Source organism: Tetragenococcus muriaticus DSM 15685, from assembly GCF_000423785.1.
In the GTDB taxonomy this organism is placed as follows: Bacteria; Bacillota; Bacilli; order Lactobacillales; family Enterococcaceae; genus Tetragenococcus; species Tetragenococcus muriaticus.
Map to the genome: position 1 here is coordinate 18546 of NZ_AUIQ01000002.1, position 25023 is coordinate 43568.

Genomic DNA, 25023 nt, shown 5'->3' on the forward strand with positions numbered 1-25023 from the left:
ATTCTCCTTTGTCTTTGTTTGAGGATATATTGATCTTATACAGGAGAATTTTCAAAAATCTGTCGTAAATCTTACAAAAGTATTAAATTTATCCAGTATTTAATTGAAAGCCAACGCCCCATATTGTCTTAATTACTTCTTGGTCTGTAAATACTTGAAATTTGTTACGTAAACGTGAGATGTGCACCGTAATTGTATTATCATCACCAAAATACGGTTCTTGCCAAATTGTTTCGTATAAATTTGCCTTCGTAAACACTTTTTTTGGATGTGTCAGAAAGCATTTTAATATCTCATATTCTTTTTGTGTTAATGATAATAACTGATCCTGATAATAAACTTCATGTGTTTCATCATTTAATTTTATATTTCCAGCTGTTAATAAGGAACTTTCTGTTTCTTCTCCCACATGACTCTTTAACTGATTTCTTATTCTTGCCGTTACTTCCACTGTATTAAAAGGTTTGGCTATATAATCGTTGGCTCCTGCATCAAATACATCAGATAAAACCGTTGGATCATTTTTTGCGGTAATAACAATAATCGGCGTACTTTTTTTAGACCGAATTTCCGTAATTAATTCTTCTCCACTAACACCTGGTAACATTAAATCTAATAAGATAAGGTCAAAATCTTCGTTTACTAAAAGTCGTTTAGCTTCAGAGCCAGCAAAAGCTTGCGTAACATAATAATCTGTCTCGAGTAGATCATTTAACAAGTTATTAATATTATTATCATCTTCTACAATTAAAATTTTTTTCATCACAGCTCACCTTAATCTGAATAATCTATTTGCATTTTAGCGTGTATAGACAAAAAAAGAAAGGGACTTTTGTAGGAGTCCCTTTCTCTTCTTTTAATTGCCCCAAACTTCTGAAGCAACTTCTTGCAATAAGTTAATTTTTTCCCATTGTTCTTTTTCAGTTAGTTGGTTCCCTTCTTCGGTTGAAGCAAAACCGCATTGGGGACTAATACTTAAGTTTTCCAATGGAACATATTCTGTAGCTTCGTGAATTCTTTTTTTGATCTCCTCTTTACTTTCTAATTCCGGAAATTTTGAAGTCACTAGTCCTAAAACAATTTTACTATTGGGGTTATTCCAATAGCGTAAAGGAGCAAAGTCACCAGAACGCTCTGAATCATACTCTAAGAAAAAGCCATCATAATTCGTTGCAAATAATTCTTTAGCAATTGGCTCATACCCTCCTGAAAATAACCAAGAAGACGCATGGTTTCCTCTACAGATGTGCGTAGTAAGTACCAAATCATCTGGTTTATCTTCCAAGGCTTCGTTAATAATATCCCTACAAATTTGCGCTACACCTGTAGGCTCGATTCCTTTTTCTTGCATCTCTTTTCTTTTATTGGCATCTGCCAGAAATGCCCAATTGGTATCATCAAATTGCAAATAACGGCACCCTTTTTCATAATAAGCCTTAATAACATCTTTGTAAGTTTGTGCCAAATCATGATAAAAATCAGTTAAATCCGGATATATCTCATGAACTTTTGTACTACCATCATTTGCTAATAACTCTTGGCGCAAAATCATGTTAGGGCTAGGAACAGAGGTTTTAGCAATTGCATTTTCATCATTTTCTACTTTATCTTTTAAAAAAGCAAAATCTTCTAAAAATGGATGATTTTTATTAAAGGAAATCCGTCCTGTTACACGAATATTATAAGATGGTGCTTCTTTACCATGAAATTGTTGATTATACCCACCTTCAGGCACGTAACCTTCGACACCATTTAGATGTTCTAAAAAATCTAAATGCCAAAAACTACGTCGGAGCTCTCCATCTGTAATTCCGTGCAAGCCTACTCTTTTTTCTTGTTCAATTAATTTCTCTATTTCTTCATCTTCGACTACTCGAAGTTGTTCTTTCGTGATATCTCCACTAAAAAATTTTTCTCGTGCTGTTTTCAAGCGTTCTGGACGTAAGAAACTCCCCACATGATCTACAGTAAATGGTATATTTCTTTTATCAATTGTACTCATTCTATCCCCTCCACATAATTTTTATAATAAAAAAAGCCCTCTTGCCAGCTTAACTGACAAAAGGGCGATTCAACGCGGTACCACCTTTTTTTACCTTTATTCCAACATTTAAACTTCTATGTCGAATATCCTTTTAACGATAGATAATACCGCTTTTTTTTACTTATCACCAAAAGTTCCTCCTTAGCCATTTTCAACTTCTTATAATCAGCGCTTTTCACCTACCAGCGTTTCTCTGAGATTATTTAAAGTTTACTTTCTAAATCATCGGAAATTACTATAATTTTATTGAATATAGCACGTATAATTCTTAATTGTCAAATTGGTTCTTCCTATTTGGCGTAAAATTAGTTAAATAAAAAAACACACCCCCTAATCAAAAGGGATGTGTTTTGAACTAGCTTTTAGTTTTGACTACCTTGCGTTTCATTTAAGGCATCTTCTGCAGCCATTTGTGCTTCAATATCAGAGATACTGTACACATTTTCGCTTGTATTATTAACTTCTTTTGGTTCCATATTACGGTAACGAGGCATTCCTGTACCAGCTGGAATTGTCTTACCAATAATAACATTTTCTTTCAAACCAAGAAGTGGATCTTGTTTTCCACGAATTGCTGCATCCGTTAGTACACGAGTTGTTTCTTGGAAAGAAGCAGCAGATAAGAAGCTATTTGTTTCCAACGAAGCTTTCGTGATACCAAGTAATACTGGACGAGAAGTTGCAGGGATTCCTCCGGTAACCAACGTCTTATAGTTTTGATCTTTAAAGTCAGCAATATCTAGTGTTGTACCAGGAAGAATATCAGTATCTCCTGGGTCCATAACACGAACTTTACGTAACATTTGACGGACCATAACTTCAACGTGCTTATCACTAATTTCTACCCCTTGCATACGGTAGACGCGTTGAACTTCACGTAATAGATAATTTTCTACAGAAAGTACATCGCGTACTTGCAATAAGCGTTTTGGATCAATAGAGCCTTCTGTTAACGGTGTTCCACGGTGAATGTGATCTCCTTCAGAAATCTTCATACGTGCGGTATACGGTACTGTATAAGTCCGTGTATCCGTTTCGCCAGTTACAGTAACTTCTTTTGTACGAGTAGCTGGGTCTTCAGCAACTTCAGTGACTTCTCCTGTTACTTCAGTAACAACAGCTTCCCCTTTAGGGTTACGTGCTTCAAAAATTTCTTGAATACGTGGTAGCCCTTGTGTAATGTCATCACCAGCAACACCACCTGTATGGAAAGTACGCATTGTTAATTGTGTACCAGGTTCACCAATAGATTGTGCAGCAACAGTTCCTACTGCTTCCCCAACTTCTACTTCGGTACCAGTAGCCAAGTTACGTCCGTAGCAAAGACGGCAAACACCATGTTTACTATTACAAGTAAAGGCTGAACGGATCGTTACTTTTTCAATACCGGCATTTACAATTTGTTTAGCTTCAACTTCATTAAGCAGATGGTTGGCTTCAACAATGACTTCTCCAGTTTCAGGATGATAAACAGCCTTACTTGTATAACGTCCAACGAGACGTTCTTCCAAAGGCTCGATAATTTCGTTACCTTCTTTGATTGCTTCAATTTCAAGCCCACGGTCTGTGCCACAATCATCTTCTCGGACGATCACATCTTGTGCTACATCCACTAAACGACGTGTCAAATAACCTGAGTCCGCAGTCTTCAAGGCTGTATCAGTCATACCTTTACGCGCTCCGTGAGTGGAAATAAACATTTCCAAAACAGTCAAGCCTTCACGGAAATTAGAAATAATCGGTAATTCCATAATTTGCCCACTTGGAGCTGCCATCAAACCACGCATTCCCGCAAGTTGAGTAAAGTTAGAAATATTTCCGCGAGCACCGGAATCAGACATCATATAAATCGGATTTTGATTACCAAGAGATCTCGACAGTTTCAGCTGAATATTATCCTTAGCTTCATTCCAAATATCAATAACCCGTTCATAACGTTCATCATCAGTAATCAAACCGCGACGAAATTGTTTGGATACAGTGCCCACTTGTTTGTGCGCGTCGTTAATAAGGTCTTCTTTGTCTTGTAAAACAGTAATATCAGAAATTCCTACTGTAATTCCAGCAAGAGTAGAATGACTATAGCCTAAGTCTTTCATACGATCAAGCATACGTGATGTTTCTGTTACTTTAAATCGTTTGAAGACTTCAGCAATAATATCTTCCAAATTGTCTTTTTTGAATGGTTCGATCAAATCTTGTTCTTTGATGTAAGCAGGAATATCTGTACTAGCATCAACAAAATATTTATCTGGCGTTTGGACAGTTAAATTAAAATCAGTTGGCTCATTTAAATAAGGAAACTCAGACGGCATGATCGAGTTAAAAATGATTTTGCCTACAGTAGTTATCATTAACCGATCTTTTTGGTAATCCGTCAGCGGCTTATCTCCATCTCCTAGTCGGCTCGGATCAACCGCAACACGAGTATGCAAATGAACATAACCATTTTTCCAAGCCGCAACTGCTTCATTCAAATCACGAAGGATCATACCTTCTCCTTCACGACCTGCCTCTTCTAATGTTATATAGTAATTTCCTAAAACCATGTCTTGGGATGGTGTAACAACTGGCTTACCATCTTTTGGATTTAAGATATGTTGAGCAGCTAACATCATTACACGCGCTTCAGCTTGTGCTTCGTCGTTTAATGGAACGTGAACAGCCATTTGGTCGCCATCAAAGTCAGCATTGTAAGCTTCACAAGCCAATGGATGCAAACGAATCGCACGTCCTTCGACTAAGACGGGTTCAAAAGCTTGAATACCTAGACGATGAAGCGTTGGTGCACGGTTTAATAGAACTGGATGTTCTTTAATCACATCTTCTAATATGTCCCATACGTCATCTTCTTGCCGTTCGATTTTACGTTTGGCATTTTTGATATTTGAAGCTAGTTCACGTTTTACTAACTCCCTCATAACAAAAGGTTTGAACAATTCTATAGCCATTTCCTTAGGTAGACCACATTGATACATTTTCAAAAATGGACCTACACAAATAACTGAGCGGCCTGAATAATCTACCCGCTTTCCAAGTAAGTTTTGACGGAAACGCCCTTGTTTCCCTTTTAGCATATGAGAAAGAGATTTTAATGGACGATTTCCTGGACCAGCAACGGGACGACCTCGCCGACCATTGTCTATCAAAGCGTCTACTGCTTCTTGTAACATACGCTTTTCATTTTGCACGATAATGTTAGGTGCGTTCAAATCCAACAAACGTTTTAACCGATTATTCCGGTTAATCACGCGCCGATATAAATCGTTTAAGTCAGAAGTAGCAAAACGTCCACCTTCTAACTGCACCATAGGACGAATATCTGGAGGGACAATTGGAATAACATCCATAATCATCCAACTTGGTTCATTTCCAGAAGTACGGAAAGCTTCCAAAATATCCAAACGACGAATGGCACGAGTACGTTTTTGTCCTGAAGCCGTTCTTAATGTTTCTTTTAATTCATCGGCTTCGCTATCTAAATCCACACTATCTAACAACTGTCTAATTGCTTCAGCGCCTGTTGCTGCATTGAACTCTTGGCCATATTGTTCACGTTTTTCACGATATTCACGTTCAGTCAACAATTGTTTCTTTTCTAAGCTTGTATTTCCCGGTTCAATTACAACATAAGAAGCAAAATAAATGATTTCTTCTAAAGCACGCGGGCTCATATCTAAAACTAATCCCATACGAGATGGTATACCTTTAAAATACCAAATATGAGAAACTGGGGCAGCTAGTTCAATGTGACCCATGCGTTCACGTCGAACTTTAGAACGAGTAACTTCTACGCCACAGCGGTCACAAACTATTCCTTTATAACGAATTCTTTTGTATTTACCACAAGCGCACTCCCAGTCTTTTGTTGGACCGAAGATTCGTTCATCAAATAAACCTTCACGTTCAGGTTTTAATGTACGATAGTTAATCGTCTCAGGCTTTTTAACTTCACCATAAGACCAGCTTCTGATTTTTTCGGGAGAAGCTAAACCTATTTGCATACTTTCGAAATTATTTACATCGATCAAAAAAGGTTCCCTCCATTTCAAATTCACAACTTCGATCAGAAAAAACATATATTAGAGAAAACAGGAAGCTATTTACAAAACCTTGTTTTATAAATAGCTATTCTATTTTCTTCTAAAAAGATGATTTTAATCTCCAGGAACATCTGCTGGATTATTTTCTTCATCAAAATGTTGCTTTTCTGGTTCTTTACTTTCAGCATCTGTTTCTACTTGTTCCGCACTTTGTTTTTCAGCAAATTTTTCCAAAGCATCCACAGTAATTAAATCATCGTCTTCGTCATCCATATCGCGTAGTTCAATTTCTCGTTTTTCATCATCTAGAACACGCATATCTAATCCAAGTGATTGCAATTCTTTAACTAACACACGGAAGGATTCAGGAACACCTGGTTTTGGAATTGGTTCACCTTTAACAATGGATTCATAAGTCCTTACACGACCAACCACATCATCTGACTTGTAAGTCAAGATTTCTTGTAGCGTATAAGCGGCACCGTATGCTTCTAATGCCCAAACTTCCATTTCACCAAAACGTTGTCCACCAAATTGTGCTTTCCCACCAAGAGGTTGTTGCGTAACTAGGGAGTAAGGTCCAATTGAACGAGCATGTAATTTGTCATCTACCATGTGAGCTAATTTGATCATATACATTACACCGACAGAAACTCGATTATCAAAAGGCTCACCTGTACGGCCATCATATAATACTGTCTTAGCGTCTTTTGCTAAACCAGCTTCTTCGACTGTTTCCCAAACATCTTTGTCGGTAGCACCATCAAAGACTGGCGTTGCCACATGGATACCTAATTGTCTAGCAGCCATCCCTAAATGTAATTCGAGTACTTGTCCAATATTCATTCGAGAAGGAACTCCTAATGGGTTTAACATAATGTCAATTGGCGTGCCGTCTGGTAAGAAAGGCATGTCTTCTTCTGGCATAATACGAGAGACAACCCCTTTATTTCCGTGTCGACCAGACATTTTGTCGCCTTCTTGAATTTTACGTTTTTGCACAATATAAACTCGAACAAGCATGTTTACTCCTGGAGATAATTCATCACCAGACTCGCGAGTAAAAATCTTCACGTCATGAACGATACCACCGCCACCGTGAGGTACTCTAAGTGAGGTATCACGTACTTCACGAGCTTTTTCACCAAAAATAGCATGTAACAAGCGTTCTTCGGCGGATAATTCTGTGACTCCTTTTGGCGTTACTTTTCCTACTAGAAGGTCGCCATCTCGTACTTCAGCACCAATTCGTACAATCCCCATTTCATCAAGATCTCTTAATGCATCTTCTCCAACATTAGGGATTTCACGGGTAATTTCTTCTGGGCCTAATTTCGTATCGCGAGCTTCAGACTCATACTCCTCAATATGAACCGACGTATAAACATCATCTTTTACTAATCGACGGCTCATAATTACTGCGTCTTCATAGTTATAACCTTCCCAAGTCATAAAGCCTACAACAACATTTTGGCCTAGCGCCATTTCTCCATTTTCCATAGAAGGACCATCAGCCAAAATATCTCCTTTTTCGACTCTATCTCCTTGTTTAATCAATGTACGTTGGTTATAACTTGTACCTGAGTTAGAACGACGGAATTTCGTAATATGATATACATCTAACGCACCATTATCACGACGCACTCGAATTTCTGTTGCATCAACATATTCAGCAACCCCGTCTGCTTTACATAACAAAGCAGCGCCTGAATCATGAGCAGACATATATTCCATCCCTGTACCAACCCAAGGAGATTGTGGGTTAATCAAAGGAACAGCTTGTCGTTGCATATTAGCACCCATCAAGGCCCGATTAGAGTCGTCATTTTCTAAGAACGGGATACAAGCTGTAGCCACTGAAACAACTTGTTTAGGCGATACGTCCATATAGTCAACTTTATCAATTGAAACTTCTAAGTTTTCACTTGTTGCACGTGCCATAACAACATTTTCTGCGAACGTTCCGTCTTCATTTAATGGACTGTTGGCTTGGGCTACAACATAACGATCTTCAACGTCAGCTGTTAAATAATCAATCGTATCAGTCACTTTACCTGTAGAACGATCCACGCGACGATAAGGTGTTTCAATAAAACCATATTTATTAATTTTCGCATAAGAAGCTAAACTATTAATCAATCCAATGTTAGGACCTTCTGGTGTTTCAATTGGACACATGCGTCCATAGTGAGAATAGTGAACATCTCGTACTTCATAACCAGCACGATCACGAGTCAAACCACCAGGTCCTAAAGCAGACAAACGACGTTTGTGTGTTAATTCGCCAAGCGGATTGGTTTGATCCATAAATTGTGATAATTGAGAAGAACCAAAAAATTCTTTGATGCTGGCCACTACTGGACGAATATTAATCAATTGTTGTGGCGTTAATGTATCCACATCTTGAATAGACATCCGTTCACGTACAACACGTTCCATTCGAGCTAAGCCAATACGAAATTGGTTTTGCAACAATTCCCCTACGGAACGAATACGACGATTTCCTAAGTGGTCAATATCGTCCGTACTTCCAATACCTTCCATTAGGTTAAAGAAATAACTCATTGAAGCTATGATATCTGCTGGGCGAATCGTACGTACACTAGAATCTGGATAACCATTTCCTATAACGTTTACTTCGCGATCAGGATCATTAGGAGAGAACACCTTGAATACTTGGACGGTCATCGGATCAGTAACAACTCCATCTTCTGAAGGATAGTAAGTTACAGTATTCAATCCATTCTCGATATATGCTGCTAAAGTATCTTCCATTACTTGATGTGTAATTTCAGTACCTTTTTCCAGGATAATTTCGCCTGTTTCAGGATCTGCTAATGTTTCAGCTAAAGTTAAATTCAACAAACGTGTTTGCAAATCTAATTTTTTATTCGTCTTATAACGACCCACAGCTGCTAAATCATACCGACGCGGATCAAAGAAACGAGCATTTAAAAGGTTACGTGAACTATCTGCCGTTTTGGGTTCGCCTGGACGCAGACGTTCATAAATATCTTTTAATCCTTCTTCCGTTCTTGAATCAGTCGCTGTTTTGTGTAGATCTTTTTCAATCGTGTTACGTAAAGAATCATTGTCACCAAAAATATCTAAAATCGTATCATCCGAACCAAATCCTAAAGCACGTGCCAAGACTGTCATAGGAATTTTACGTGTCCGGTCAATTCTGACATAAGAAATATTCTTAGCGTCCGTTTCCATCTCTAGCCATGCACCACGGTTAGGAATCACAGTGTTGCCGAAATTTTCGCGACCATTTTTATCTAATTTACTACTAAAGTAGACCCCTGGTGAGCGAACTAATTGCGAAACAACAACACGTTCAGCCCCGTTCACAATGAACGTTCCTTGTTCTGTCATCAGTGGGAAATCCCCAAAGAAAACCTCTTGGGATTTAATTTCCCCAGTTTCTCTATTCGTTAAACGTAACGTCACTTGTAATGGTGCCGAGTAATTTGCATCATGTGAGCGCGCTTCTTCCACGGTATATTTTGGCGTTTTTAGTTCATAATCCACAAATTCCAATGAAAGATTTCCATTAAAGTCATCAATTGGCAAAATGTCTTCAAACATCTCTCTTAATCCTTCATCTAAAAACCATTGGTAAGAGTCTGTTTGAACTTCGATCAAATTTGGTAATTCTAATACTTCACTGATACGCGCGAAACTTCTTCGTTCGCGATGTTTTCCGTATTCTACTACGTTTCCAGCCAAGTTGTTCACCCCTTAAAAAGTCTTTCAAAAAAGCTATCTAAAATATTACAATTTAATTACGAATATTAAATATTAGTAACATCAAGCATTTTTTGCGAACTTTAGGCAAAAAAAAACCAAAAATAGAACAACATTCTCATGAGTTTCTACTTTTGTTTCTTTATTCCCAAGCCGGAACGGACAATATTGCGCTCCTGCTATTTATTTCTTCAGATAGTTTTTGCAATTACTTATTATACACAAATAATTAGCTTTCGTCAAACTTTTTATGAAATTTTTTTATCATGAAAGTTAGTGATTGTATAACTATTTTAAACCCGCTATACTAAACATTACAGAGTGACAAAACAAGGAGGCTAGGGAAGTCATGTCTACGAAACAAAAAATCCTTACTATCCTAAGACAAGATGGTAACATTGTCTCTGGTGAAAAGTTAGCTGCTACTTTGGATATTTCTCGTACAGCTATTTGGAAAGCAGTACGAGAATTAGAAAAGCAAGGATATCATATTGAACATTTTCCTAATGGCTATCATTACTTGGTTTCAGACGTATTGGAAAAAGAATTAATAACAAATGAACATTTGCCCACTTCTGCGATTTTCATCAAAGAAGAAACAGAATCAACAATGGACGATGCTAAAGTCGCTGCCCTTAAACAACAAACTTCTCCTGCTCTGTTTATCGCAGAAAAACAGACAGGTGGACATGGACGTTTTGGCCGTGCCTTTTTTTCGCCTAATGGACAGATCTACATGAGCTTACTATTAGAACCTAATCAAACCTTTGAAGAATTACCGCAATACACAATTCTAGCTGCTGTAGCGTTAAGTTTAGCCATTGACCACTACACAGGCAAACAAACACAAATTAAATGGGTAAATGACATCCATTTAGAGGGGAAAAAAGTTTGCGGAATTCTATCTGAAGCAATAAGTAATTTCGAAGCAGGTAGAATCCAGCATGTAATTTTAGGTTGTGGAATTAATTTTTCATTAGATCCACAAAGTTTTCCTACAAATCTACAAACAAAAGCTGGCCCAATTTTCCCGCAAGCAAATCCTTCAGCAACACGCAATCAGTTAATACAACTCATCTGGCAATATTTCTTTGAATTACTTGAAGATTTACCTAATAACAAATATTTAGAGATTTATCGTAGTAAATCAATGGTTCTTGGCAGAAGGGTGCAATTTAGCCAACAAGGAGTCACTTACCACGGTAAAGCAACTAAAATTACTGACACAGGAGAATTGGTAGTTCAAACTAAGCAAGGAGACAAGACACTTTCTTCGGGGGAAATTAGCCTAGAAGCTATTGAATAGAAAAATTGTATAATAAAATATCCGAACTATAAAGAGGTCATCCCTGCAGCGTCAGCAAGAGCTTTTCTCAATTTTATGAGAAGTAAAAAACCTCATCAGTTCGGACTTTTTTATCTGGTTTTTACATAAATTGCCAAAAAATACATAACAACAACCCTAATGCGTAGCTACTATTAAACAAAACCATATTCTTAATTGAATAAGCAAAACTTCGAGGTCGCGATAAACTTTTTTTATGGGCTTTTAAGTTACGTGAAATTTTAGGTAGAGTGATGAAAACCACAAGAATTGGCCAATTGTAAATGCCAAAAAACCATCCTATTAGAATAGTCACATAACAAGCATACATGAGCCCTTGAAATAATAGTACCCCTGTAGCACTTCCGATATAATATACTAAAGTGTAACGTTGGTTTTTAATATCTGTTTGTATATCACGTAAATTATTAGCAAGCATAATATTGGCAATAGTAAATATTAAAGGTAGTGAAGCCCAAAATAGAGCTATAAGTCCCCATATTTGTCCTGTCAGTAAAAAATTCCCTTCAGCAAAATCCAAAGATAGGTAAAAAACTTTTTGTCTAACTGTATTAAGGTAAACAGTGATTGCAAATATCCCTAATCCCATCGTTACACCACTAAATATTTCCCCTAACGGCATACGCGACAAAGGGATCGGCCCAAAGGTATAAAAGACGCCAATAAAGCAAACAACCCCTCCCATAAGAAACAACATCCAGCCAGTTTGTATACTTAAAATCACACCAATCAAAAAAGTTGCTGCTAACATAAGAAAAATCATTCGTTGGATCTTTTTCTGAGAAAGTCGTTCACGTCCGATTACATTTTGTTCATATTTATAAGTTTGTGATTGGGCTTTTTTAAAATCCATAAAATTATTAATAGCCGTAGTTGTCATATCAAAAATAATCATTCCAAGAAAAAATAATAGAGTGTATCCCCAATGAAATTCATGAAAATAAGAAAGAGAGAACAGTATTCCCATAATAAATGGAAATACACTGGCTACTTTCGTTTTTATTTCTACAACTTCCAAAAAAACTTTTATTGACATAACCTGCTCCTAAACTACAAATTACTCTAGCTCACTACGATCTCCTAGTGTGTATCCCGAATCTTCCTCTAACTGAAAACTATCTTCAATGTCATCTGTCATATAGACCTTATCATCTTTAGTCACAAAAATAGCAGAAGTACCATCAGGTATCTCGTCTTCAATATATTCCAATCCATCTTTAACGCCCTTATCAAAAATCACTGTAGTTAAACCATCGCCGTCAATGGAGTCGTCAGTAATAACTGTAGCACTAGCAACATCATTGTCATAAGGGTAACCCGTTTTAGAATCAAAAAGATGATGGTAGGTTTCCCCGTCTTCTTCTAAATAACGCTCATAAATTCCTGAAGTTACTATCGTTTTATCCGACTCTTTTATAGTACCTAAAACCGAACCACGGTCATCGTTAGGGTCCTGAATACCTACGGTCCACTCTTCATCTCCCCCGCGATTACTATGGCCTAGCACAAAGATGTTGCCTCCTAAATCAACGATAGCAGACTGAACATCATGATCTTTTAAAACTTTTACTGCTTCATCAGCAATATAACCCTTGGCAATCGCTCCGAGGTCAATAATCATATCTTCATCTTCTAAATAGACAGTTTGTTCTTCATCGTCAAATTCCATTTTCTCATAATCTATATGTTTTAATGCCTCGTCGATTTCCTCTTGTGCTGGCTTACGGGCATCATCGAATCCAATCCGCCAAAGCTGTGTAATGGCGCCAATTGTCAAATTAAAACCGCCTTCAGACGCTTCACTATACTCTTGAGCTTGTTTTAACAAATCATAAATGTCTTTTGAAACTTTCACCGGTTTTTCGCCAGCATTTTCATTAATTTCATCAATTTCTGAACCAGATTCATTGATGGTAATTTTATCTCCTAGGTCTTCAATTCGATCAAAAGCTGGCTGCAAAACGTCTTCTTTATCTTGATCAAAAATGCGAATTCGCGTATAAGTACCTAGTAAAAATTCTTCTTGTGTATAGGGCTCTTTTTTCATCCCTTCTGCATAAGAAGTTTCTGTCGCTTGATTAGCTTCTCCTTCATTACTTTCACTGCTACACGCCACATTAAAAATAAGTGCAACAAATAACACAAGAAAAGCTGCTAGCCTTCTTTTCATAATACCCTCTACTTTCTTCTCATTTGTCTTATAATAGCTTGTTTTCCTTAGAATGAAAAGATATTTAATGAATTTATTTCTATTGCTTTTTTACAACAAAAAGGAGTCGGAACATTGAGTCCAACTCCTTTTGTTATAAATATCATATTTATTCTTCTACGAAGTTATCGACTTCAATTGTATCCGTTTCGCCTTTTTCAGCAGCGTTTACCAATTGTTCAGCATAAAGAACAAATGATTCTGAACTATGTGTTGCTCCTGACACTGCTTCTACATCGCCAGGTGCAGCATCCTCATCATCCATTGTGTCAACTAGTTCTTCGTTTAATGTGTCAATATATTCCTCTGCGCTTACACCAGACTCTTCTTCCATTGCTTCATTGTATTCATCGTCATCTTGTTTTGAATTGCCATCTTCATCTACATTATCGTAATTGGACTCTGTAATTTCGCCATCTTCAACTACGATAGAAAATACTGTACGGTAACCGTTACTATAATTTTGCTCTTCCAAGGTATAAGTACCATCTTGTAAATCAGCCCCATTATCAATCTCGATTTCGTCAGTATTGCCTTCTTGGGATGCTTGTACTAACTGTTGTGCATAATTTTGGAAAGAATGAGAACTATGTGTTGCTCCAGAAACAACCTCAACATTTTCCGGATTTTGCTCATTTTCAAGTGCTTCATTTAATTGTGGAATAAAATCTTCAGGAGCAACCCCAGATTCTTCTTCCATTTGTTCATTATATTCTGTGTCATCTTGTTTTGATTCGCCGTCTGCGTTTACATAATCATAATTTGATTCTGTAATTTCACCATCTTCTGTTGTAATTGAAAATTCAACATGATACCCGTTTTGATCGTTTAACTCTTGTAGTGAATAAGTACCATCTTGTAACAAAGCCCCTGAAACTACTTCTGTATCTTCCGAAGACTCTGTGGTCTCCTCTTGAGCCGCAGAAGATTGTGAATCATTTCCGCCATTTTCTTCTCCTGCATCATCTGGTGAACACGCTCCCAATATAATCTATGTTCCAATACATTATGCACGAGTTTTTCCGGGTAAAAGATGATCGCAATGTAGCCCGTGGTCATACTTCACGTAACAGTAACGTCTTATGGAGCGTGCCTTTACGTGTTTTCTACGGCTTAGTATGGTTTTTAGAAGCTTTCAAAAAAATCGTAGGCGACGGCAAGTGGTTTACCCCGAGTACTTGGTTTGGTGAAGGCTCTTGGTTTGAAGGAGATAGCGTCTTTCCTTGGACTTGGGACTATCAATCTGTAACTGATGCAGCTTCTGGGGCAAGTGAAGCCGCCGATGCAGCTAGTGGAGCTTCTGATGCTGGTGCTGATGCAGCAGTTGAAGCAGGAAATACTGTTTTTGGCTTAAGTTATGCTTACGGCGAAGAACCAATGGCAGTCATTGAAAATTCTCCTGAATGGTTTATGAATATTATGAAAACAATTATGCCTAATATGGAAGTAGCGATGTTTTTCCAAAAAATGATGGTATTTATTGAAATTGGAATTGCTCTTTGCTTAATGGCTGGTTTATTTACTTGGTTAGTTAATGGAGTAACCATTGTATTAGTAGCTACTTTTTGTTTATCCGGAATGTTTTACTGGGTAAATATCTGGTTTGTACCTGTAGCATTTGCCTTAATGAACGGTTCAGGTCGAGCTATCGGATTAGATCATTGGGTTATCCCATGGTTACAACGCACATTAGGTAAATGGCGCTACGGCAGGCCAAAATCACTATACGGACAAAAATAGGAATAAAAATGGCTGGAAACTACTCAAAGTTCCAGCCATTTTTAAAAGAAAACGCTACGCACAGCTAATTTGAATTATGCTAAAATATAATTAGTAAAAAGAAGTTTTTCCTTAAGAGAGATTAAAAATTATACACAAGCAGAAAGGAGGAAATAGCGATCTGATTTATAGGTCGTTTCTTTATGAGTAATTTAAGAAAAATGATTTTTATTTCGCTTTTAATAGCCCAAGGCGTCGTTATTGGCCTACTTGAAAATATGATTCCTTACCCATTTTCTTTTGCTCCGGGGGCTAAATTAGGCTTAGCAAATTTAATCACTATCATTGCCTTATTTACTATGCCAAAAAAAGATAGCTTCCTGCTTGTATGGTTACGTCTACTTTTAACTACTCTTTTAGGAGGAACTTTATCCACATTTTTATACAGTATGAGCGGTGCCATGCTAAGTTACTTTGGCATGCTACTAGTAAAAAAAATAGGACCAAAATTTGTTAGTATTATTGGTATCAGCGCAACAGGCGGTTTTATGCACAATGTCGGACAACTGCTAACGGCCGCTTTTATTGCTCAATCATGGAGCGTCTTACTTTATTTACCTATTTTATCTTTTTTAGGTATCTTGTCAGGCATCGCTATAGGGATTGCTGCCAATTATCTATTGCAACGAGTAGATACACTGCGACGCTTTCAAATAGAACATGAGCAATATACACAACAAAAATGGTCACCGCATTAAGGTTTAATTAGCTTTATTTCGCGAATTAAGGAGACAATATGAAACTGCATCCTATATGGAATGATTATCCACAATTACAACCCGAGCTAACACAAACAATGAAACTAATGGAGAATTCAATTGAATTAAAAAATAAAGCTGTAAAAGCTGCTTTATTAGAAATGATTGGTGCAGGAGGAAAATTACTCCGTCCCGCTTATCAGCTCCTATTTTCCCAATTCGGGCCCGAAAGAAACCGGCAAAAAGCAATTGCATTAGCTGCTGCTATCGAGATGTTACATACAGCAACATTAATTCACGATGATATCGTAGATGATGCTACTTTAAGACGTAATTTACCCACGGTCAGTGCCGAATTTGATAATAATACGGCTGTTTACGCAGGGGATTACCTCTTTGTAGCTTGTTTTAAATTAATGTCTAACTATACTGGCTCTCTCCGTAGTTTGCAAAGTAACGCCATCAGCATGGAAAAAATCCTATCTGGTGAATTAGGACAGATGGAAGATCACTATAATTTATCCATATCCGTTGATGATTATTTATCAAATATTTCGGGGAAAACAGCGGAATTATTTGCTTTAAGCTGTTCTGTAGGCGCGTTTGAGAGCGGAACAAGTCAACTGTTTGCTAAAAACGTTTCAAATATTGGTCACAATATCGGTATGGCTTTTCAAATTATTGATGACATTTTAGATTACACCCAAGCACAAACTGAAACTGGCAAACCTGTATTAAACGACATTCGACAAGGTGTCTATACACTTCCTTTAATCTACGCCTTACAAACAGATCCTCGCCAATTAACGTCGTTATTGGAAAAAAAGGAACAAATGACAGAAAACGATATACAAAAAGTCTATCAACTAATCAATAAACTAGGAGGTGTTACTAAAGCACAAAACCTAGCTAATTCTTATACTAAACAAGCACTTAAAAAAATCGAGAATTTACCAGATAACGCGGAAAATACTAAAACCACCTTACAACAACTGACTCGTACATTATTAACACGCACTAATTAAGAAGTTTCACGTGAAACTTCTTGTATTATTCCAGCTAATAACAAAAAGAAGCTAGAGTTTTTGAAAAGCTCCAGCTTCTTTTTTCATTAGAAGTTATTAATTCATTGTTACAAACTCTTCTGCGCCTGTCGGATGAATAGCTACTGTATCATCAAAATCAGCTTTTGTAGCTCCCATTTTAACCGCTACAGCAAAGCCTTGTAACATTTCGTCCACGTCTACGCCAATAGCATGCAGTCCTATAATTTTTTCTTCTTCACCTAAGCAAACCAATTTCATTTCGCATTTTTGGCGATATTCATTCAAAGCAAAGTACATTGGAGTAAAACGAGAACGATAGACTTTAATGTTTTCTTTGCCATATTCAGCTAATGCTTCTTCTTCTGACCAACCAATAGTAGCAATCGGTGGATGAGTAAATACGACGCTAGGAACAAAATTATAATCTAAATAAAGACTTGTCTTTCCATTAAATAAACGTTCAGACAGACGACGTCCAGCTGCTATAGCCACAGGTGTTAATTCTAATCTACCAATTACATCTCCAATGGCATAAACACCACTAGCTGTAGTATTTTGAAATTTATCTGTTTGAATAAAACCTTGTTCATTTAATTTTACATCAGTATTTTCTAAACCGAAGCCCTCTACATTAGCAGACCTTCCTCCGGCAAATAACACACAATCGCCAGTGATTTTGGTGCCATTTTCAAAAATAACAGTATACTCTTCTCCATTTTTTTCAATAGTTGAAGGAACGCATTCTTTATAAACAGAAACTCCTTCTTCTTCATAGGTTTGCACCAAATTATCAGCTAACATTTGATCAAATGTACGAAGTGGACGCTCATAACGAAAAGCCCAGGAAGTTTTACTGCCAAGTCCATTTATTACACCTGCAAGTTCAGCGGCAATATAGCCGCCCCCTAAAACAATCATATGTTCAGGCGCTTGGTCTAAAGCAAAAAAGCCATCTGAATCAATGGCATATTCGCCTCCAGGGATATTTAATGCATCTGCATGTCCACCTGTGGCAATCAACACATGAGAAGCGCTATATTGTTGTCCTTCTACTTCAACCGTATGATTGTCTATAAATTGAGCATATCCTCTTAAAAATTCCACACCACTATTATCAAAACCTCTTTGATAGGCACCGTGTAAGAACTCGATATAATCTTCTCTGTTTTTTACTAATGTTTTAAAGTCAAGCGACCTTTCGTTGGTCTGAATACCGTAACTTGGAGCATCCCTTTGTATCGATTGGTAGATGTCGCTAGCTTGCCACATCACTTTTTTAGGCACACAGCCCACATTAATACAAGTTCCTCCAAGTTCTTTTGCTTCAATTAATAATACTTTGGCGCCATGATTAGCTGCTCGGTTTGCTGAAGCAATTCCGCCGCTACCTCCGCCAACAACAATATAATCGTAAGTTTTCATCGTATCCTCCTTTAAATCTCTATAACATAATAAAAGCTACCACTCTCATAGCTTATTCGTCAAGATTCTGAATTACATGGCTTAAGCGTACCATGTCCTTTAATTGTAAGTTATTTTCAAAAATTGGTTCTTGATAGTGTCTTATGAAAAAGTCAGAATCAATATGAGTCATACGAAAACCACATTTTTGATATAAGTATAACTGAGAAAAACCGGTAGTACCTGTACCGATTTCAACTACATCATACCGATTTTTTCTAGCAAAAGTTAAAGCAAATAAAATAAGCGTTTGACCAATTTTTTGATTTCTAAACTCTTCTTTAACAGCTAAGTTGACAATTTCCAAAACCTTAGCCCTTGTAGGCAATAATACAATAATTCCAACAAATTGCTTATTGTTTCTCGCTTCAAAATAAATGCTACGTGCTAAATAATCTTCTACTAAACGCTTTGAAGGATCGGCTTCTAACAAGAGATCAAAATGTCTTTTTTCAATACTGTCAAGTTTTTGAATATGTATATCCATAACAAACTCCTTTGTACCTATTTTTTCTCACCTTATAAAAATAGGTACGTAAGAACATACGGATTCTTACGTACCTACATTCTCTTGTTTGATTTTATACTTCTTGCAATGTTTTTTCTTCTTTTGGTCCTTTGACATTCAACGTAATCTTCCCTTTAGAAGCGCCAATCGTCACGCGGCTACCAAAATAGATCTCCCCAGATATTAAAGCCTCACTTAGTCGGTCTTCAACTTCTTTTTGCAAGGCCCTACGAATTGGTCGAGCACCGTACTCTGGATCAAAACCAGCTTCTCCAATAACATCAATCGCTGCAGGAGTGATTTTAAGTTGAATATCTTGCTCTTCCATTCGTTTAATAATTGACTTGCTCATGATTTTTACAATGGCATGAATTTCGTCTTTATCTAATGAACGGAAGACAATCGTTTCATCTACACGATTCAAGAATTCTGGTCGAAAAGCTTTCTTCAATTCTTCTAAAATACGATTTTGCATAGCTTCATGATCTTGTTTGATATCCACTACATTAAAGCCTACATTTGTTTCTTCCCGTAGTTCTTGAGCTCCAATGTTTGAGGTCATAATCAAAATCGTATTACGAAAATCTACAGATCGGCCTTTTGAATCTGTCAATTGGCCATCATCTAATACTTGTAATAAAGTATTGAAAACATCTGGATGGGCTTTTTCTACTTCGTCAAGTAGAATTACTGAATAAGGCTTAGAACGAACTTTTTCTGTTAATTGTCCACCTTCATCATAACCTACATAACCAGGAGGAGAACCAATCAATCGACTCGTACTATATTTCTCCATATATTCACTCATATCAATCCGAATCATCGCATCTTCTGTACCAAACATGGCATCCGCTAATGATTTAGCTAGTTCAGTTTTCCCGACACCAGTCGGACCTAAGAACATAAATGATCCAATAGGACGATTAGGGTCTTTTAACCCGCTACGAGCACGTCGAATAGAACGAGCAACTGCATTTACTGCTTCATCTTGACCTACAACACGTTCATGTAAAACTTTTTCTAAGTCTAGCAACCGTTGAGTTTCTTTTTTGGCCATTTGTTCTAATGGAACACCTGTCCACTGAGACACTACAGAAGCTACATCTTCTTCGGTAACTTTAGCGGTAAAAGCAGAACTTTGCGTTTCTTTTACAGAAGCTTCCTCCAAGCGTTTATTTAACTCTTGTTCTTGAGCTCGGACACTTGCTGCTTTTTCAAAATCTTGGTTTCGAATAGCTGCTTCTTTTTCTTCCACCACTGATAACAATTGATCTTGTACAGTGGCTGTTTCGGAAACTTCACTTGATTGATCCAGACGGACTTTAGCTGCCGATTCATCCATCAAATCAATAGCTTTATCTGGCAACTGGCGTCCATTAATATACCGTACAGAAAGTTGAACGCAAGCTTGTAAAGCTTCATCAGTAATTTCTACACTATGATGTTTTTCATAACGCTCACTTAGTCCACTTAAAATTTCTACTGCGTCATCAGGAGTCGGCTCATCAACTTGTACTCTAGCAAAACGACGTTCAAGTGCAGAGTCTTTTTCAATATATTTTTGATATTCATCAGAAGTTGTTGCACCAATTGTTTGTAATTCGCCACGAGCTAAAGCAGGCTTCAAAATGTTCGAAGCATCAATGGCACCTTCTGCTCCACCAGCGCCAATCAAAGTATGCAATTCATCAATAAACAAAATAACTTGCCCATCTTGATAAATTTCATCAATGATTTTTTTCATGCGATCTTCAAATTCACCACGGTATTTCGTCCCTGCTACAAGCGCCCCCATATCAAGCATCATTAAACGTTTAGGCTCCATATCTTGTGGAACTTCGCCATTAACAATCTTTTGAGCTAGACCTTCAGCAATAGCAGTTTTGCCGACGCCAGGTTCACCTACTAATGCAGGATTATTCTTCGTACGTCGACTTAATATTTGCACAAGACGTTTTACTTCTTTATCTCGTCCAACCACTGGATCCAATCGTTTTTCCCGTGCCAATTTCGTTAGATCCCGTGCCAATGATTCTAAAGTTGGAGTGCCTTCTTGCGCTTGTTGTTTACCTTGAACCGGACGACGCCGATTTCCTCCATTAGCACCTTTATTTTGACTAGCACCCATTTTTTTCTTTAATAATTGGCGCATCTTCGCTAAACTTAATCCCAAGTTCAGCATAATACGCGAAGCTAAGATTTCTTCATCACGTAGTAAGCCCAAAAGCAAATGCTCAGTACCCACTTGCGTTGAACTTAAACGTTTTGCTTCATCTCCAGCATAAGCAAAGATTTGCCTAGCTCTTGGTGAATAAGGCAAATAGCCATTTGCTGGAGTAGACGTCATTGTTCCATAACCCGTTAGATGTTCGATTTCTTCTCGAATATCCTTTTCATTCACGTTCATTTCTCGCAAAGCTTTGCCTGCAATTCCATCTGGTTCGATTAATAAAGCTAATAAAATGTGTTCCGAACCTACCGTTTGATGTTTAAAACGTTTTGCTTCTTCTTGCGCAAATTGCAAAACATTCTTTGCGCGCTGTGTAAATAGTTCATCCATAAATTGTCACTTCCTATCTTTATAGTTCATAACTCAATCTTTCTAGTATTCCATGCATAATATTTGCGCGCATGTTATCCTCTTTCACTGATTTTTCTAATACGACTTTACTAATGGTTACTAATAACAAATTCCCTTCTCTTTTCGAAAGGACTCCTTCTTCGTATAATTTTTGTATAATTGCTATCGCATCTTTTTCTGAAAGTGTTTGATCAAATAACGCGTTAACTTGTTCTAAAAATTGTTGATAGTTGGAAATTTGGACTTTTTCAATTCGGATATAGCCACCACCGCCTCGTTTACTTTCAACCGTATAACCTCGTTGTACAGTAAAACGAGTATTAATGACATAATTGATTTGCGAAGGTACACAATTGAATAGATCTGCCATCTCAGCACGACGAATTTCGATTGTCTCGCTTTCTTCCAGGATCTTTTTCAAATAGGCTTCAATCATATCAGAAGTATTTTGATGACTCATCTGCTCGTGACCCTCCTTTGACTATTATTGACCTTCATTATAACGAATTTTTAAGCTCTTGGAAAGGATAAGGACTTGTTTTAATCAAAGGCTTAGTAAAAAAATAAAAGACGAGCGATATTTCTGTCATCGTTCGCCTTTTTCTCAAATTAAGGGACTTGTAACGTTTCTGCTGCGTCTACATCACGACTAACCTCTTCTTCATCGTCACGCTGAACAGTAATCGTTGCTTCCTCCCCTTCTTCTACTGTAACAGGAACTTCAATTGTCTCATTTTCATCGTCTGAATCTAGAACAATCTGTTCGTACTGTTCATCATCATGATTCATATCTGTAAGCCAAACGGTAATTGTCTGACTCGCTGAGTCATCTTCATTTTCATCGTCTTCATTATCTTCCTCATCTTTAAAAGAAGCCTCTACATTGACAGTAAACCTTTCAGTTTCTGGTTCTGGTTCTTCCTCTTCTTCTCCTTGTGAAACGACCATATTGACCGTACTCCCTCTATCTTCAGTTGAACCACCGGAAGGATCTGTACGAATAACATTTCCTTCTTCTACTGTATCATCAAACTCTTCTTCAGTTTCCACTTCAAAGCCAGCATCGGTCAAACTTTCTTCAGCTTCTGCTTCAGAGTCACCTTCTACGTCAGGTACTTCTACCTGTTCTGTACCAGCACTTACAGAAAAGACAATGGTCGTTTCACCTGGCACAACTTCTTCTCCTGCATTAGGAGTTTGCCCAATAATTGTACCACGTGCTTGGTCACTATAACTTTGCTCTACATTTACTGAATTATTCTCTAATCCCATCCCATTTAAACTATTTCTAGCGGCATTTTCGGTGCTACCTACAAAATTAACCATAGATACTGGAGCAGGTCCATTACTTACTACAAACGAAACTTCAGTTTCCTCAGGTGTAACGTCTTCTCCAGCTTCTGGCGTTTGGCTAATAATTTGTCCAGCTGGCACTGAATCATCAAATTCTTCCTCTGAAGAAATATTACTTTCTCTAAACTCCAATTCTATTAAGTCAGCCAAAGCATCATCATAAGATGCTTCTGTGTAATCATCCATTTCTACCTCTGGGCTCCCCGAACTAACATACAAGACTACTTCTTGATTACGTTTAATTTCAGCTCCTTCTTCTGGGTTTGTCTGGACAATTCGCCCTTCTTCTTGGCTATCACTGGGGTATTCCCTTGTTTGATCGGCAGCTTGTAAACCACTTTCTCGTAATTGCTCTCTGGCCGAAGATTCTGTAAGACCGGCGACCTCAGGAACAGTAACTTCGGCTCTTGAACCTGTCGTAGAAAGATAGGTTCCCGCTCCAACCATTGCTAACAAAACAACAGCAATCACTAGAAAGAAGGGCCACTTTTTTCTTTTTTTCTTAGGGTTTTGATTCTGCTCTTTAGCTTCAGTGGGTTTGGCAGCTTCATTTCCCTCATCATTAGATGAAGTATCGGTAATAGGCGTTATTATTTTCGTATCGTTGTCTATCGCTTGGGAATGCCATTCTGCTTCGTTTTTACGTTCTGGAGATAGCGCTGTTTCTAAATCCTTACTCATCTCCTCAGCGCTTTTATAACGATCAACAGGTTCTTTAGCTGTAGCTTTTAATACCACATTTTCCAACGCTTGAGGAATATTTTCATCATAGGTACGTAATGGAGGTATCTCATCTTGAAAATGCTTCAAAGCAATCGTCACTGCAGACTCACCATCAAAAGGAACGCTGCCTGACAACATTTCGTATAGAATAATACCTATCGCATAAATATCAGATTGACTCGTTGCCATACTTCCTCTAGCTTGTTCTGGAGAAAGATAATGTACAGATCCTAGCATACTATTGGTCTGAGTGATCGAAGTTTCAGATAGAGCAATCGCAATCCCAAAATCCGTAATCTTTACTACGCCTTCATCATCAATCAAAATATTCTGTGGCTTTAGATCACGATGAATAATACGATGATCATGAGCCAATGTGATAGCAGAAAGAATTTGCTGCATAATATTAATAATAGTCGAATAGTCCATAGGATAATGGGTCTGAATATAACGTTTTAAATCCATTCCTTTTACATATTCCATAACCAAATACTGCATCCCGTCTTCTTCACCTACATCGTACACAGAAACAATATTCGGATGAACTAGTTCAGTAGCAGCTAATGCTTCTCTTTGAAAGCGTCGAATTGCATCTTGGTCATTTTGAAAGTCATAACGTAAAACTTTAATCGCTACTTCACGGTCTAAAATTAAATCGTCAGCTAAAAAGACATTGGCCATTCCACCCATGCCGACATTTCCCTTTATTAAATATCGACCACTTAGTTTTTTGCCAATATCAAGCATTAGCCTCACCCCCAAAATCAATCAAAAGAACCGTAATGTTATCAACTCCACCATATTTATTGGCTGCATCCACCATTTTTTCGGTTGCTTCTTCCGGTCCTGAACTAGACAAAATAAGTTGAGTAATTTCTTCTTCAGAAACCATGTTCGTTAAACCATCTGAGCATAGAAGTAGACTTTCTTTTGCACCAATAAGATGAGATGAAACGTCCACATCAATTGGGCTAGGCATACCCACGCACTGTGTAACAATATTTTTTTGCGGATGATTAGCTGCCATTTCTTCTGAAATTTCACCCGTTTTAACTAATTCGTTAACTAAAGAGTGATCTTCCGTTAATTGAGATAATTTTTGCTCGATCATTGTATAAATACGACTGTCTCCGACATGAGCAACAGCAAAATCTTGCGGAAAAATAGCTACAGCTTCAATCGTCGTTCCCATTCCTGCAAATTCCGGTGTAGCTTGTCCTGCTTGATAAATAGCAGTATTTTCTTCTTGAACGGTTTTAACCAGCCATTTTGTCGCTTTTTCGCTGTTAGAAATTTTTGTCTTCTCCCATTTTTCGCCAATTTCGTTAACTGTAGTCTTACTAGCCACATCACCAGCTTGATGGCCACCCATACCATCAGCTAGTATAGCAAGTGTAAATTCTTTTTTATTTTTAAATATCCCAACATAATCTTGATTGGTTGCTCTTATTTTTCCTACACTACTTTGAAAACTAATTTTCAT

General features: G+C 37.5%; 16 protein-coding genes and 1 pseudogene. 4 read left to right on the plus strand and 13 right to left on the minus strand.

The genetic code is table 11. The annotated features are described in order from the left end of the window. Positions 1-88: 88 nt before the first annotated feature. The 4 genes from G577_RS0100985 to rpoB form a co-directional block, all read right to left on the minus strand. Positions 89-763, minus strand: a complete 675-nt coding sequence (locus G577_RS0100985; protein ID WP_028789533.1) for a response regulator transcription factor — start codon at positions 761-763, stop codon at positions 89-91. Positions 764-856: 93 nt separating this feature from the next. Beyond that, positions 857-2002 carry a 5-methyltetrahydropteroyltriglutamate--homocysteine S-methyltransferase gene (locus G577_RS0100990; protein ID WP_028789534.1) on the minus strand — a complete coding sequence of 382 codons (1146 nt, stop codon included), beginning with the start codon at positions 2000-2002 and terminating at the stop codon, positions 857-859. Positions 2003-2406: 404 nt separating this feature from the next. Further along, positions 2407-6075 carry a DNA-directed RNA polymerase subunit beta' gene (rpoC, locus tag G577_RS0100995; RefSeq protein ID WP_028789535.1) on the minus strand — a complete coding sequence of 1223 codons (3669 nt, stop codon included), beginning with the start codon at positions 6073-6075 and terminating at the stop codon, positions 2407-2409. Positions 6076-6201: 126 nt separating this feature from the next. After that, entirely contained in the window at positions 6202-9819 is a 3618-nt protein-coding gene (gene rpoB / locus G577_RS0101000) for a DNA-directed RNA polymerase subunit beta (RefSeq protein ID WP_028789536.1), read from the minus strand. A 367-nt stretch (positions 9820-10186) separates the two neighbouring features. Between rpoB and G577_RS0101005 the strand changes: the two genes are divergently transcribed. After that, a complete protein-coding gene (locus G577_RS0101005; RefSeq protein WP_028789537.1) occupies positions 10187-11143 on the plus strand; it encodes a biotin--[acetyl-CoA-carboxylase] ligase in 957 nt (318 codons plus the stop codon). Between the two features lie 121 nt (positions 11144-11264). Here G577_RS0101005 and menA read toward each other — a convergent pair whose 3' ends face one another. The 3 genes from menA to pplA all read right to left on the minus strand — a co-directional run bounded on the left by menA (position 11265) and on the right by pplA (position 14382). Next, complete coding sequence (gene menA, locus G577_RS0101010; RefSeq protein ID WP_028789538.1) at positions 11265-12218, minus strand: 1,4-dihydroxy-2-naphthoate polyprenyltransferase; 954 nt, start codon at positions 12216-12218, stop codon at positions 11265-11267. A gap of 21 nt (positions 12219-12239) precedes the next feature. Further along, complete coding sequence (locus G577_RS0101015; RefSeq protein ID WP_038021679.1) at positions 12240-13352, minus strand: FAD:protein FMN transferase; 1113 nt, start codon at positions 13350-13352, stop codon at positions 12240-12242. 148 nt (positions 13353-13500) lie between these two features. Next, positions 13501-14382: an extracellular electron transfer flavoprotein PplA gene (pplA, locus tag G577_RS10840; RefSeq protein ID WP_155988466.1), complete on the minus strand. Its 882-nt coding sequence runs from the start codon at positions 14380-14382 to the stop codon at positions 13501-13503. Between the two features lie 2 nt (positions 14383-14384). Here pplA and G577_RS0101025 point away from each other — a divergent pair. The 3 genes and pseudogenes from G577_RS0101025 to G577_RS0101035 all read left to right on the plus strand — a co-directional run. Beyond that, positions 14385-15131, plus strand: a pseudogene (locus G577_RS0101025) (NADH dehydrogenase FAD-containing subunit); the annotation flags it as partial. Positions 15132-15313: 182 nt separating this feature from the next. Further along, positions 15314-15868, plus strand: a complete 555-nt coding sequence (locus G577_RS0101030; protein WP_028789541.1) for a Gx transporter family protein — start codon at positions 15314-15316, stop codon at positions 15866-15868. A gap of 38 nt (positions 15869-15906) precedes the next feature. After that, positions 15907-16893: a polyprenyl synthetase family protein gene (locus G577_RS0101035; RefSeq protein ID WP_028789542.1), complete on the plus strand. Its 987-nt coding sequence runs from the start codon at positions 15907-15909 to the stop codon at positions 16891-16893. 96 nt (positions 16894-16989) lie between these two features. Here the strand turns inward: G577_RS0101035 and gor are convergent, their stop codons facing one another. From gor to G577_RS0101065, 6 genes are all read right to left on the minus strand, one after another. After that, complete coding sequence (gene gor, locus G577_RS0101040) at positions 16990-18336, minus strand: glutathione-disulfide reductase (protein ID WP_028789543.1); 1347 nt, start codon at positions 18334-18336, stop codon at positions 16990-16992. Positions 18337-18388: 52 nt separating this feature from the next. Beyond that, positions 18389-18862: a GNAT family N-acetyltransferase gene (locus G577_RS0101045; protein WP_155988467.1), complete on the minus strand. Its 474-nt coding sequence runs from the start codon at positions 18860-18862 to the stop codon at positions 18389-18391. Positions 18863-18956: 94 nt separating this feature from the next. Continuing rightward, positions 18957-21443, minus strand: coding sequence for an ATP-dependent Clp protease ATP-binding subunit (locus G577_RS0101050; RefSeq protein WP_028789545.1), 2487 nt, complete (start codon positions 21441-21443; stop codon positions 18957-18959). 19 nt (positions 21444-21462) lie between these two features. Then, on the minus strand, positions 21463-21924 hold the full coding sequence (locus tag G577_RS0101055) for a CtsR family transcriptional regulator (protein ID WP_028789546.1): 462 nt from the start codon (positions 21922-21924) through the stop codon (positions 21463-21465). A 149-nt stretch (positions 21925-22073) separates the two neighbouring features. Next, the gene (gene pknB / locus G577_RS0101060; protein WP_028789547.1) at positions 22074-24287 is read right to left on the minus strand and encodes a Stk1 family PASTA domain-containing Ser/Thr kinase; all 2214 of its coding nucleotides are present in this window, start codon (positions 24285-24287) and stop codon (positions 22074-22076) included. Then, complete coding sequence (locus tag G577_RS0101065; protein WP_028789548.1) at positions 24280-25023, minus strand: Stp1/IreP family PP2C-type Ser/Thr phosphatase; 744 nt, start codon at positions 25021-25023, stop codon at positions 24280-24282. Before G577_RS0101065 ends, pknB begins: the two co-directional genes overlap by 8 nt.